The sequence below is a fragment of the Bradyrhizobium sp. SZCCHNRI1029 genome (assembly GCF_032487555.1).
Taxonomy (GTDB): domain Bacteria; phylum Pseudomonadota; class Alphaproteobacteria; order Rhizobiales; family Xanthobacteraceae; genus Bradyrhizobium.
This window is the reverse complement of record NZ_JAUEUK010000002.1, coordinates 87,257-99,792: the sequence shown is the minus strand read 5'-3', so window position 1 is coordinate 99,792 and position 12,536 is coordinate 87,257. Positions and strand designations below refer to the sequence as shown.

Below are 12,536 nucleotides of genomic sequence, written 5' to 3'. Positions count from 1 at the left end.
CTACGAGCCCCGCCACTTCCGTTCCGCCTCGTCCCACGCCGCGAGCGGCTGCAGGTCCGGCACCCAGGCGAGGCCGGTCTTGGCATCCGACGACACCGCTTCCGGCGTCACCACCATGTCGAGCAGCGCCGGGCGGTTGGCCAGCGCGCGCTGGATCGCGGGGCCGAGCTGCTCCTCGGTCTCGACGCGCTCGGCATGCATGCCGAAGGCGCGCGCCAAGGCGGCGTGATCGGCGAATTGCAGCCTGGTGCCGACGACCTTGCCATGTGTCACCGCCTGGTCGTGCACCTCGATCTGCCAGGCGCCGTTGTTGGCGACGACGATCAGCACCGGCGCCTTGTGGCGCACGGCGGTGTCGACCTCAATCGCGTTGAAGCCGAAGGCGCCGTCGCCGGTCGCGACCACCACGGGCTTGTCCGGAAAAGCGAGGCTCGCGGCGATGCCATAGGGCACGCCGATGCCGATGCAGCCGAACGGGCCGGGATCGAGCATCAAGGGCGCGCTCAGGCCGACGCGGGCAAAGGACAGGAAATCACCGCCGTCGGTGATGACCACGGCGTCATTGCCGATCGCGTCCTGAATGGCCGAGAGCACGCGATTCGGATGCAACCGGCCGTCGGAGCCGGCCGGCGCCATCGCCATGCTCTGCTTCAGCTTGGCCGCGCGCTCCTGATGCGCCGCCCGCAGTCTTGCAGCCCATTGCCGATCGACGGCCGACTCGCGATTGCCCGCCAGCGACACCATCGCGTGCAAGGTCTCCGCTGGTGTCGCCAGGATCTCGGCCGCACCGCGACGGTTGTCGCGCAGCTCGCTGGCGGTGTCGCTGATGCGGACGAATTTGGCGTCCTTGAACACAGCCGGGGAGCCGTAGGCGAGCTGGAAGTCGAGCCGGCGGCCGACCGTCAGCACGACATCGGCATCGCCCATCACGGCGCCGCGCATGGCGCCGACCACCGAGGGGTGATCGTCGGGCACGAGCCCCCTGCTCTCGCCGGTGTCGAGATAGACGGCGCCGAGCCGGTCGAGCAGCGCGATCAGCTCAGGGCCGGCGCCGCGCGCGCCGCGGCCGGAGATGACGAGCACGCGGCGCGCCGACCACAACAGCTCGACCGCCTTCTCGACCTCGGCCGGATCAGGCCGCGCTGCCGAGCGCGGCTTCGGCGCGAGATGCTCCTCCAGTTGCAGCGCCTTGGGCACGATGCCGCGCAAAGTATCCACCGGGAAATCGATGAAAACGGGCCCGGGCTCGCCGCCGTCGCCGAAGGCGCGGGAGATCGCCTCGTCGAGCTCCTGCAGCACCAGCGACGGCTCGCGCACGGTGCGCGCATAGCGCGTGATCGAGCGCACCAGCTGAGTGTGGTCCATGTCCTGCAGGCCGCCGCGGTTCTCCTGCGGCCGCGGATTGCCGCCCGAGATCACCAGCACCGGCGCGCGCGAGACATGGGCATTGGCGATGCCGGTGACCGCGTTGGTCATGCCCGGCCCGGCGGTGACCAGCGCGACGCCGAGCTCGCCGGTGAGCTCCGTATGCGCCTGCGCCATGTGCACGGCGGCGCGCTCGTCGCGCACGTCGATGATGCCGATGCCTTCCGCGTCCAGCCGCATCCAGATCGGCATGATGTGGCCGCCGCACAGCGCGAACACGCGGCTGACGCCGCGGCGCTTGAGCAGGCGGGCGATCAGATCGGCGGCACTGTCGGGAGAGATCTTCATCTGACGACTCCTGCGGATGGTGACGTGATCAGCCCGGCGCGAGCCAGGCCACGAGCAGCGAGACGGTGAGAACGGCAAAGATGTGCGAGACGAGAATCGAGCCCGAGGTGACGCCGGCCTCCAGGCCGTAGAGCTTGGCGATCGTGAATGGTCCCGAGCCGATCGGCAGCGCGCTCAGGATCACGGCCGAATGCGACCACAGCGGCGGCATCGAGAACACGTGAAAGGCGAGCAGCGCGGTCACCGCCGGCTGCATCACGAGCTTCAGCGAGACGAGGATGACGATCGAGGTCGCATCGCGCGTCGCGACGCGCTCCTGTGCCAGGAACAGCCCGATGCAGACCAGCGCGGCCGGCGAGGCTGCGCCGCCGAGCAAGGTCGTGAAGCTGAGGAATGGCGCCGGCAGTGAGAATCCGCTGAGGCCGACCGCGAGTCCGGCGACGGGCGCGATGAACAGCGGGCTGGTCAGCAGCGAACGCGCCACCTTGGCGACCGTCGCGCCCAGCGTGGCGCCCTTCTGCAGATCCATCTCGACGACCACGATCGCGAACAGGAACAGCACGCAGGCCGTGAACAGGGTGGCGATGATCGAGGCCGGCGCGCTGTCCGGACCGAACACCAGGAGGCACATCGGAATGCCCATGAAGCCGACATTGCTGTAGCCGGCGTCCAGCCCCTCGATGCCGGCGTTGGCAACGCGACGGCCGCGCAGACGGCTGATCACGAAGCCCGTCGCGAACGTCGCGGCGATGCCGCCGCAGAACGCGCCGATGAAGCCGAACTGGCTGACCTGCTCGACGCCGATCTTGGACATCGCGGTGAAGATCAGCGCCGGCAGCGCCAGATAGACGGCAAAACGGTTGAGATTGTCGGTCGCGGTGCGATCGAACACGCCGAACCAGCCACACAGGAATCCGGTCAGGATCAGCGCGAAGATCGGAAGGGCGGAATTGAGGACGGCCTGCATCGCAACTACATATCAGACCGTAAGCCATTGCAGCGACTCACTGCGAGAATCTCTTCTTCAGCTCGCGATGCAGGATCTTGCCCGTCGCGTTGCGCGGCATCTCGGCGTCGGTGATGAAGGCGTAGGAGCGCGGCCGCTTGAAGCCGGCGAGTCGTTCTTTCGCCCATTCGACCAGGTCGCTCTCCTTCACCGCCATGCCGTCGCGCGCCACGATCACGGCATGAACGCGCTCGCCCCATTTGTCGTCGGGCAGGCCGATCACCGCGATGTCCTTGACACCCGGATGCGCGCCGACCTGCGCTTCGACCTCGGAGGGATAGATGTTCTCGCCGCCCGAGATGATCATGTTGCTCTTGCGGTCGGCGAGATGGATGTAGCCGTCGGCATCGCGGCGCGCCATGTCGCCGACCGAGCAGTAGTCACCGCGGAACGCCTCCGCGGTCTTCTCCGGCAGGCGCCAATAGCAGTCGAAGGTGTGCGCGTTCGACGAATAGAGCTCGCCCGCCTCGCCGTCCGGCACCTCGTGGCCGGCCTCGTCGAGGATGCGGATCGGTGCGGCGCCGACACACTCGCGCCCGACCGAGCCGGGCTTGGTAAACTGCTCATGCGGATGCAGCATGGTGACCCAGCCAGTCTCGGTCGCGCCATACAGCTCATAGAGCCCGGACTTCGGAAACATCTCCATCACCTCGCGCTTGGTCTCCGGGCGCGCCGGCGCCGAGGAGATCATCAGCTTGGTGACGGCGCTGAAATCATGCTGCGCGCGCACCCCGCGTGGCAGGTCGAGCATCATGATGTAGTGCGTCGGCACCAGCGAGGTGAAGGTCGAGCCGCCGTCGGCAAGCGTCGTCACGGCGTGTTCGGGATCGAAACTCTTGCGCGAATAGATCGAGTTGACGCCGCCGATATAGCCGAACGCGCCGAAGAAGTTCAGCGAGTTGGCATGGCACATCGGCATCACCAGCAGCGCGCCGTCGTTGCGGCTCAGCTTCAGTTCGATCTCGGTGACCATCGACAAGAGGACGGCGCTGCGATGGCTGCGCAGCACGCCCTTGGGCTTGCCGGTGGTGCCGGAGGTGTACATCAACGTCCAGGGATCGGACAGCGCGACCTGCTGGTCCGGCTCGCGGTCCGCAGCCGCGGCGATGACGTCCTCGTAGCCGCGATAGCCTGCCGGACGCGGCCTGGTGCCAAAGTGGATGAAGCGGTCGTCGGCGATGCCGAGATCCTTGCGCGTCTCCTCGACCAGGCCCACGAGTTCGTCCTGCACGATGACAGCGGCCGCTTCGGCATTCTGCACGATGAACTGCATCTCGGGCGCGGTGAGGCGGAAATTGATCGGCAGCGCCACCAGGCCGGCCTTGGCCGTGGCCGCATAGATCTCGCACCATTCGACACAATTGTAGGCAAGGATCGCAACCCGATCGCCCTTGGCAAGGCCGAGCCCGAGCAGCGCGTTTGCGAGCCGGCACGCGCGCTCGTTCCACAGCGCAAAGCTCATCGCACGTTCGAGATCTCGGGCACCTGTGCGCTCCGGCGACATGCGCGCATGGGCCGACAGCATCTGCCCGAAATTCAAGAGATCCCTCATCGTCGTTTCCTCCCGGCAACCGGGTTCACGACGCCGACTGGCGCGCGCCTCCAGCGGAGCGCGATGAAGGTCGGCGGCGGATTAGTTGATATCCTTGGTGATCCGCACCAGCGTCTGATCGACGAAGCTCTTGGCGTCCTGATCCGGCTTGCGGAACAGCTCGCGCTCGACCGTCAGCGTCCGGCCGGGCACCGTCTTCTTGCAGACCTCGCGCAGGAACACGCCCCCGACGGGCTGCTCGCCTGCGGTCGGCTGCTGCTCCTTGCACTCCCAGCCCTCGGCGCCATAGCGCGACTTCACCTGGTTGCCGAGCAGGAACGCCTTCTTGCGAATATAGAGCCGCGCCTTCGGATCGGTCTCGATCGTCAGGCCGGTGACGGTGCCCTTGTCGTCGACCAGGACCGTCAGCAGCACGGGATGACCGGCCACCTTTGTGCCGTCCTGGCTGGTCTCCGGATCGAAATCGAAGCGCACCGCATGCCGCGCCTGCTCGTCCGCGGGACAGTCGCGCCACGCCGACCACGCATTGAGCTTGCGATTCGGGTCCTTGGCGCAAGTCAGATTGACATAGCCCTCATTGGGCAGGTCGCCGACCGCCATGCCGACGGTGATGTCACGCAAATCGTAGTTCGGCACGGCCTGCGCGGAGGCCGCGTGCATCACGAACGACAGCACGAACGTGGCGAAGATCGCAGCGCAGGTTGACCGCTTCATTTCGATGGCTCGCTTGCAGGCTTGGTGGCATTTGCCTTGTAGATATCGCAGACCCGCGACGTGTTGCCGAAGAAGGCGGTGCACTCGTCGTAGGTCGGCTCGCCGCGCCCCTTGATGTGGGCGAGCACGTAGTCCGCGACCGCCTCGATGTCGTTCGGCCGCAGGAATACGCCGCCTTCGGGCGGCATGCGCTCGCCGACATCCTGGCGGCTCATGCCGTAGCACTTCGCCGTGTCGTAGGAGCCGCGCGCGAAGTACGGCATGCCCGTCCCGGGCCGGCCGCAGGTCACGGTCTCGATGATCTGGTCACGAGTGAGTTGCGTCCTGCGCAGCGACAGCGCGTCACCGCCATAGCCACCACCGCCATTGCCGTGCCATTTGTGGCAGCCGACGCAGTTCGCGCGCTTGAACACGGCCTTGCCGGCCTCGGTCGGATCCGCCGACGCCGCGGACTGCGCCAACGCGAGCGAAGCGGAGCCGAGGACGAGAGCCGACGTTACGGCGAACGTGATCGCACTGAGTTTCATCTGATTTTCTTGTCGAACAGGGGATGGGGGGCGGAGCGGAGGCCATGCCTCCGCTCCGCAGCCGACTTCACAGCGAGAAGACGTAGAGCATCGAGCCGGGCTGGATTTTCTTCAGCTCGGGCGTGGATTCGATGAACCACTTGTCCCAGGCGCCGCCGAGACCGACCAGGATCGCGACATACTGCTTGCCGTCGACCGAGAACGTCACGGGAGGCGCATTGACGCCGCCACCGGTGTTGAACTCCCACAGCTTCTGCAGGGTCTTGGCATCGAGCGCCATCACCTCGCCCGAGGGCTGGCCGGTGAAGACGAGATCGGGCGTCGACAGCATGCCACCGAGATTCGGGAACGGCGTCTCCATCTTGCCGGCGATCTTGCCGGTGGTGACGTCGATCGCGGTCACGCTGCCCGTGATCTTGAACGGCTGGCTCGGTCCGCCGCCGGTCCAGAACTCGCGCGGCTTCAGCTTGTCCTTGGTCGCTTCTTCCACGGTGATCCGGTTGCAGCTCTCGATGACGGGGATGTACCAGAGCTTCAGGTCCGGATTGTACGAGGTCGGCGGCCAGTTCTTGCCGCCCATGTTGCCTGGGCAGATGTCCGCGACCTTGTTCTCACGATGCGGCGACACCGACGCATTGTAGCGCTGCACCGGGTTCTTCGGGTCGTACTCGATCGGCTTGCCGGTCTCGGCATCGAGCCCCTTGGTCCAGGTCACCTTCTTGACGAAGGGCAGGCCCCAGATGAACTTGCCGCTGGTGCGGTCGATCGCATAGGCAAAGCCGTTGCGGTCGGCCTCGAGCGCGAGCTTCAGGGTGGAGCCGTTCGGCGCGGGCACATCGACCAGGACGTTCTCGGCGACGCTGTCATAGTCGAAGGGATCGTTCGGCGTGTGCTGATAGTGCCACTTGATCTTGCCGGTGTTGGCATCGAGCGCCAGCGAACTGTCCGTGTAGAGGTTGTCGCCCGGACGATAGGCGTTGTCCCAGTCCGGACCGGGATTGCCGACGCCCCAGATGATGGTGTCGGTCGCCGGGTCGTAGGTGCCGGTGACCCAAGTCGAGCCGCCGCCGGCCGCAGCCGCGTCGTTGCTGTCCTTCCAGGTCTCGCTTCCCGGCTCGCCCTTCCCCGGAATGGTGTGGGTGCGCCAGACCTCCTTCTGCGTGCCGAGATCGGTTGCCGCGATCCAGCCGCGGATGCCGTATTCGGCGCCGGCCACGCCCGAGATCGCCATGTTCTTCACGATCAGCGGCGCGCCGGTGATCACTTCGCCCTTGTCGGGATCGGCGACCTGACGCTGCCAGGCGACCTGTCCGGTCTCCTTGTTGGTCGCGATCAGACGGCCGTCGAGCGTGTGCGAAATGACCAGATTGCCCCACAGCGCGACGCCGCGATTGTCGACGCCGCAGCAGGCGATGGCGCCGGCCCAGTCGTGATCCGTCTTCGGATCCATCTTCCAGACCAGTTGGCCTTTGCCGCCGCGCGCGTCGATCTTGTAGACCGAGCCCCAGCCGTCGGTCACGTAGATCATGCCGTTCTCGACGATCGGCGTGCCTTCGAGACCGCCGTGGCTCCAGATGCCGCCGCCCTCGACGCCGCCGAGATGCATCGTCCAGGCGACCTTCAGGTTCTTGACGTTATCCTTGTTGATCTCCTTCAGCGCCGAGAACCGTGTGCCCGAGTAGTTCTTATGATGGTGCAGCCAGTTGCCGGCTTCGTTGTCGGCGTTGAGAAGCCGTTCGGGGGTCATCTCGTCGGCGGCCTGCGCCGGCGATGCAAGCTGGAAACAGGCGAAGGCTGCGCTGGCCAGCAGCACCGCCCGCAGGGTCGACCTGACGTTAGTCCTCATCGTTTCCTTCTCCCATTATATTGATTATGAGTTGGAGCGAATACCGCTCCGCCAAGCGCGACGGCGGAGGGCAGCAGGCGACAAACACGCTTCAAGGGGACTTGCGAACCTCGACCTCCGTTTCGATGGATCCTGCTTTCTGGAACACGATCGTGCAGGTGAAGCGCTGGCCTGGCTCGAGCGGCTCCCGCGTCTGCAGCAGCATCACGTGATAGGCGATCGGCAGCAGCACCAGCGTGCTGCCCGCGGCAATTGGAATGTTGGGAATGGAGCGCATCGCCGGCGCGCCTTCGCCGCGGTCGACGGTGTGCCGCTCCGAAAAATTGGCGATCGGACAACGCACGCGCATCAACGCTTCCGGCGCGCTCGTGTCATTCTTGATCGTGATCAGCAACGGGATGTCGCGTCCCACCTCGGGCGCCGCCGGCACCCACGCATCCGACAGGGTCAGGCCTTCTCCGGCCACCCCGAGCGCAGGCGCCATCGCTGCAACCGACGCCACAGAGGCCGCCAGCAATGCGCGCGAGACCGCCGGCATCACGCCGGCGCGCACGCTGCCCTCCGAGCGCGCGGACCAAACCTGATCGCGCTCCAGACTGGTCGGATCTTCCGACAACGGAGTCCCTCCCCTATATGGCCGCCTCTTTAACTTGCCCTAGGGCGGCGCCCTTTTTTGAATTCGTACTCTGAATTCGAATACGTCGCAAATGGATTTTCTGTCTTGACATGCTAATGTCCGGCAAAATGTGATGACCCATGCGAATCGTGCCCGCCGCTCCCTCTCTGGTCGACCAGGTCGTCGAAGCCATCACTGACGAGATCGTCAGCGGCGTTCTCGCGCCGGGCTCGCGGCTGATCCAGGACGATCTGGCCCAGGCTTACGGAGTGTCGCGCCAGCCGGTTCAGCAGGCGCTGATCCTGCTGCGCGGCTGCGGGCTGGTGCAGAGCGCGCCGGGCCGCGGGTTGATCGTGGCGCCGCTCGACCCCGGCTTCGTCCGGGACCTCTATGAGATGCGGGCAGTGCTCGAAGGCCTCGCGGCGCGACTGGCCGCCGAGCGGGCGAGCGATCGCGCTGCGCGCGAAGGTCCGGCCTACATCGCGGCCGGCTACGAGGCGGTGAAGAGCGGGCTCGTCAACCGCAAGATCGAGACCGACATCGCCTTCCATCGCTTCCTCGGCGACCTCTCCGGCAACGCGCTGATCGGCGAGACGATGGCACCGCATTGGCCGTGCCTGAAGCGGGTGATGTCCGACGTGCTGCAGAAGGAGCAGAGCATGTCACGGATGGTCTGGGACGAGCATGAGGACATTCTTGCAGCCGTCATCGAGGGCCGCAGCGCCGAGGCCGAACGGCTGAGCCGGGAGCACATTTCGCGCGCGGCCAGCGTGTTCATCCATCACCTCGAAATCCAGCAGGACAGCAAGTCCAAGCAGCGGCGGACGCTCACTGCGCGGAAATTCCCACTATGACTCCGTTCAAACCGACAGCGGCCGCAATGCGAACGCTGGGCTCCGGCACGGCAGCCTCGCATCCGCGACCGGACATCACACCTGATCCCGTGGAGGCCGTGTGCCGCCGCTGAAGACCCAGCCGAGCCTGACCGAACGCGTCTACGAGCGCATTCTCTCCGACATCGTCGGCGGGGAGTTGCCGGAATCTGCCCGCCTCATCCAGGACGATCTGGCCCGCGACCTCGGCGTCTCGCGCCAGCCGGTGCAGCAGGCCCTGCTGCTGCTGCGCAATCAGGGCTTTGTGCGCGAGGCGCCGGGCCGCGGCCTGGAAGTCGCGCCGATCGACACCGACTTCATCCGCAACCTCTATGAAATACGCGCGGTCGCCGAGGGCCTCGCCTGCCGGCTCGCGGCGACCCGCGGCGCCAAGCGAGCGGCCGAGGAAGGCCCGAATTTGATCGAGCAGGGCCGGCGCGCCGAGCGCGAGCATTCGGTCGAGAAGCTGATCGAGGCCGACGTCAGGTTTCATGAATTCCTCTACGAGATCTCCGGCAACTCCGTCATCCAGGACACCACCCTGCCGCATTGGCTGCATCTGCGCCGGCTGATGGGCGAGGTGCTGATGCGCGACGAGACGCCGCGGCGGATCTGGGATCAGCATGAGGACATCCTGCGGGCGGTGATCGCGGGCGATGCGCAGACAGCCGAGGATCTTGCCAGGCAGCACATCACGCGAACCGCAACCGTGCTGCTGGCGCGGTTGACCAATCAGCGCGAGCGCGTGCCGGTCGCAACGGCGTCCTGATCACCTCGGGCTTGGCTTCTGCCCGCAACATCCGACGGCACCGCCGTCAGGAACCCCAGCATCGTTTCGAAGGGATACCCAGCATCCCACTTCAGCGTCGGCAGCAGCGCCGCCGCTATGGTCAAGCCGCCGGCAAGCTGAAAGAGAACGTGGCGCCGCCCTGCGGCTCGTTGCTGGCCAACAGCTCGCCGCCGTGCTCGCGGACGATGCCGTAGCTGATCCACAGCCCGAGCCCCGTCCCCTCCCCGACGCGCTTGGTCGTGAAGAACGGCTCGAAGATGTGGGTCAGATGATCCTTGTCGATGCCCGGGCCGTTATCGGTGATGCGAAAGGCGATCTCGCTGCCCTGGCGCGCCACCGCGACCAGAAGGCGCGGCAGGTCGGTCGATCGCATCGCGTCGATCGCGTTCTCCACGAGGTTGACGATCACCTGATGCAGCTGGCCTTCGTTGCCCAAGATCCACAGATCCGGCTCGACCTCGATCTGGATGTCGACACGATGCTGCTTGGTGCGCCCTGCCCACAGCACGGCGGTATTGATCAGTCGCTCGATGTTGACGCGCTCGACCTCGCCGAGCTTCGAGAACGACAGGCGGCGCAGGTTCTTGACGATCTCGCTGATGCGCACCGCGCCTTCCAGCGTGCCGTCGATCAGCGGCCCGAAATCCTCGAGGATGGCGTCGATCCTCAGATCCGAGCGAAGCGCGGCGATGTCCTCGCTGACCGGCTGCTCATGGATGGCATCGAGATAGCCGACCAGCGAGGTGCGGTAGCGCATCAGGGTGTGGATGTTGCCATAGACGAAGCTGATCGGATTGTTCAGCTCGTGGGCCACGCCGGCGACGAGCCGGCCGAGGCTCGCCATCTTCTCCTGCTCGACCAATTGCCGCTGCGCCCGCTGCAACTCCTGATGCGCCTTGTGCAGGGCCTCATAGGCGCGGCGCAGCTCGCCGATCGGACGGCCCGTCAGCACGACGCCGATGAAGCGGCCGCGATGGTCATGCCGCGGCGAGCTGTTGATCGCGAACAGATCGGAGCTGACGCCGGCTGCCGCGGCAAAGCGCAATTCACCGTCGACCACATCGGCGCTGCTGCGCGGCTTCAGCAGCGAGGCGAGCTTGGGCCGATGATCGGGATCGATCATCTCGGCGATATCGCGACCGGCGATGTCGGCCAAGGCCCGTCCCGATGTCTGCAGGAATGCGGAGTTGGCCTGCTGTACCGTGCCCCTGGCGTCGCAGACGACCAGGATGTCGGAGACGGACTCGATGACGTTGGTGACGAAGGCCTGGGCTTCCTCGAGCTCGGCGTTCTTGTGCTCGAGATCGACCTCGTAGCGCAGCAGGTCGGAATAGACCTCGTCCATCTTGCGGATCACTTCGATCCACACGCCTTCGCGCTCGCTGTCGAGTTCGAGCGTGCTGCTGCTCGCGATAAGCTTGAGCAGCGTGTCAGCCCCGGACTCAGGAGAGTGAGTGGCCTTTACCATGTTTCTTCAGATCGTATCTCGACAATTTGTTCCGGAGCCCCACCCTTGACAGGCCGAGCTCGCTGGCGACGCGACTGATGTTACCATCATATTTCTCCAGACAGTGAACGATGATGGTCTTTTCAAGATCCTCGACCCTGTCCTTCAGGCTCCCTGAACCGTTGAGCTTGCCATTGGCGATCGCGGGCGCGGCGCGGCGGCCGTTGCGCCGGCCGGCGAACGGCGGACAGCGCAGTTCGTCGGCATCGGCCAGCACGGCCATGCGCTGGATCTCGTTCTGCAACTCGCGAACATTGCCGGGCCAGTGATAGCGGGAGAATTCCTCCAGCGCCGCCGGTGCGAACCGCAGATGCGGCCGGTTGAACGATGTCTTCACCGCCGACAGCACGCCCTCGGCGATCAGCGGAATGTCCATCGGACGCTCGCGCAAGGACGGCATGTGCACCGGAAACGCGGCGAGCCGGTAGTACAGATCGCGGCGGAAGCGGCCGGCTTCGACTTCGGCCTCGAGATCCCGGTTGGTGGCCGCGACCACGCGCACGTCGACCTGGCGCACGCGCTGCGCGCCGAGCGGCCGGATCTCGCTCTCCTGCAGCACACGCAGCAACTTGACCTGAAAGGCGGGGGATGTCTCGCCGATCTCGTCGAGAAAGATGGTGCCGCCGTCGGCGACCTCGAACAGGCCGATGCGGTCCTGATAGGCGCCGGTGAACGCGCCCTTCTTGCAGCCGAACAGCTCGCTCTCGAGCAGCTCATCGGGTAGCGCGCCGCAATTCTCGACCACGAAGGCCTTGGTGGCGCGCGCAGAGCCATAGTGAATCGCACGCGCCAGGAGCTCCTTGCCGGTGCCGGATTCGCCGGTGATCAAGACCGAGATGTCGTAGTCGGCGGCGCGCCGGCCGAGCTCGATCACGTTGCGCATCGGGCTCGCCGCCGAATGCACGATGCGGTCGAAATCATAGAGCTGCTTGGCGGCGCCGCGCTTGACCGACACCACCTTCTTGATGTGGGCCGGCGTGGCCTTCACGTCGACGCCGGCGGTCTCCGTCTCCTTCTGCAGCCGGTACAACTGCACGGCCTCGCGGACGATCTCGATCAGGCGATCCGGCTGCCAGGGCTTTGTGATGTACTGATAGATGCCGGCCTCGTTGAGGCCGGCGATGATGTCCTCGGAGTCCGAATAGCCGGAGATGATCATCCTGACAGGGTCGGGCCACATCTCGCGCACGCGCTTCAGGAAGCTGACGCCGGATTCCTGCGGCATGCGCTGGTCGCAGATCACGGCGTGCACGATCTCGCCTTCGAGCAGCTTCTCCGCGTCGTTCGTGTTGCCGGCACACAAGACCTCGAAGTCCTGGTTGAGGACGCGGCGCAGCGCCTCCTGCGACCGGACCTCGTCATCCACGACCAGTATCGTTCCCTGGATCCCCAT

General features: G+C 66.0%; 11 protein-coding genes. 2 read left to right on the top strand and 9 right to left on the bottom strand.

Annotated features, from left to right (window positions below; genetic code table 11):
• The 7 genes from QW861_RS06105 to QW861_RS06075 form a co-directional block, all read right to left on the bottom strand.
• Entirely contained in the window at positions 1 to 1,713 is a 1,713-nt protein-coding gene (locus tag QW861_RS06105) for a thiamine pyrophosphate-binding protein (RefSeq protein ID WP_316192821.1), read from the bottom strand.
• Positions 1,714 to 1,741: 28 nt separating this feature from the next.
• The gene (locus QW861_RS06100) at positions 1,742 to 2,680 is read right to left on the bottom strand and encodes an AEC family transporter (RefSeq protein WP_316192820.1); all 939 of its coding nucleotides are present in this window, start codon (positions 2,678 to 2,680) and stop codon (positions 1,742 to 1,744) included.
• A gap of 37 nt (positions 2,681 to 2,717) precedes the next feature.
• The gene (locus QW861_RS06095; protein WP_315752390.1) at positions 2,718 to 4,271 is read right to left on the bottom strand and encodes an AMP-binding protein; all 1,554 of its coding nucleotides are present in this window, start codon (positions 4,269 to 4,271) and stop codon (positions 2,718 to 2,720) included.
• An 81-nt stretch (positions 4,272 to 4,352) separates the two neighbouring features.
• Complete coding sequence (locus QW861_RS06090; protein WP_315752389.1) at positions 4,353 to 4,985, bottom strand: hypothetical protein; 633 nt, start codon at positions 4,983 to 4,985, stop codon at positions 4,353 to 4,355.
• Positions 4,982 to 5,512: a c-type cytochrome gene (locus QW861_RS06085; protein ID WP_315752388.1), complete on the bottom strand. Its 531-nt coding sequence runs from the start codon at positions 5,510 to 5,512 to the stop codon at positions 4,982 to 4,984. Before QW861_RS06085 ends, QW861_RS06090 begins: the two co-directional genes overlap by 4 nt.
• Before the next feature lie 67 nt (positions 5,513 to 5,579).
• Positions 5,580 to 7,358 (bottom strand): PQQ-dependent dehydrogenase, methanol/ethanol family, encoded by a 1,779-nt coding sequence (locus QW861_RS06080; RefSeq protein WP_315825300.1) that lies wholly within the window; start codon positions 7,356 to 7,358, stop codon positions 5,580 to 5,582.
• Between the two features lie 91 nt (positions 7,359 to 7,449).
• On the bottom strand, positions 7,450 to 7,974 hold the full coding sequence (locus tag QW861_RS06075) for a copper chaperone PCu(A)C (protein WP_316192819.1): 525 nt from the start codon (positions 7,972 to 7,974) through the stop codon (positions 7,450 to 7,452).
• Positions 7,975 to 8,114: 140 nt separating this feature from the next.
• On the opposite strand from QW861_RS06075, the gene QW861_RS06070 reads away from it, so the two are divergent.
• On the top strand, positions 8,115 to 8,828 hold the full coding sequence (locus QW861_RS06070) for a GntR family transcriptional regulator (RefSeq protein ID WP_315713481.1): 714 nt from the start codon (positions 8,115 to 8,117) through the stop codon (positions 8,826 to 8,828).
• Between the two features lie 100 nt (positions 8,829 to 8,928).
• Entirely contained in the window at positions 8,929 to 9,615 is a 687-nt protein-coding gene (locus QW861_RS06065; RefSeq protein WP_315825303.1) for a GntR family transcriptional regulator, read from the top strand.
• A 121-nt stretch (positions 9,616 to 9,736) separates the two neighbouring features.
• Here QW861_RS06065 and QW861_RS06060 read toward each other — a convergent pair whose 3' ends face one another.
• Positions 9,737 to 11,104 carry a sensor histidine kinase gene (locus QW861_RS06060; RefSeq protein WP_316192818.1) on the bottom strand — a complete coding sequence of 456 codons (1,368 nt, stop codon included), beginning with the start codon at positions 11,102 to 11,104 and terminating at the stop codon, positions 9,737 to 9,739.
• Positions 11,079 to 12,536: a sigma-54 dependent transcriptional regulator gene (locus QW861_RS06055; RefSeq protein WP_315713484.1), complete on the bottom strand. Its 1,458-nt coding sequence runs from the start codon at positions 12,534 to 12,536 to the stop codon at positions 11,079 to 11,081. Before QW861_RS06055 ends, QW861_RS06060 begins: the two co-directional genes overlap by 26 nt.

Coding starts and splice junctions, on each gene's coding strand:
- QW861_RS06105 (WP_316192821.1), bottom strand. CDS start 1,713: ATGAAGATCTCTCCCGACAGTGCCGCCGATCTGATCGCCCGCCTGCTC.
- QW861_RS06100 (WP_316192820.1), bottom strand. CDS start 2,680: ATGCAGGCCGTCCTCAATTCCGCCCTTCCGATCTTCGCGCTGATCCTG.
- QW861_RS06095 (WP_315752390.1), bottom strand. CDS start 4,271: ATGAGGGATCTCTTGAATTTCGGGCAGATGCTGTCGGCCCATGCGCGC.
- QW861_RS06090 (WP_315752389.1), bottom strand. CDS start 4,985: ATGAAGCGGTCAACCTGCGCTGCGATCTTCGCCACGTTCGTGCTGTCG.
- QW861_RS06085 (WP_315752388.1), bottom strand. CDS start 5,512: ATGAAACTCAGTGCGATCACGTTCGCCGTAACGTCGGCTCTCGTCCTC.
- QW861_RS06080 (WP_315825300.1), bottom strand. CDS start 7,358: ATGAGGACTAACGTCAGGTCGACCCTGCGGGCGGTGCTGCTGGCCAGC.
- QW861_RS06070 (WP_315713481.1), top strand. CDS start 8,115: ATGCGAATCGTGCCCGCCGCTCCCTCTCTGGTCGACCAGGTCGTCGAA.
- QW861_RS06060 (WP_316192818.1), bottom strand. CDS start 11,104: ATGGTAAAGGCCACTCACTCTCCTGAGTCCGGGGCTGACACGCTGCTC.
- QW861_RS06055 (WP_315713484.1), bottom strand. CDS start 12,536: ATGGGGATCCAGGGAACGATACTGGTCGTGGATGACGAGGTCCGGTCG.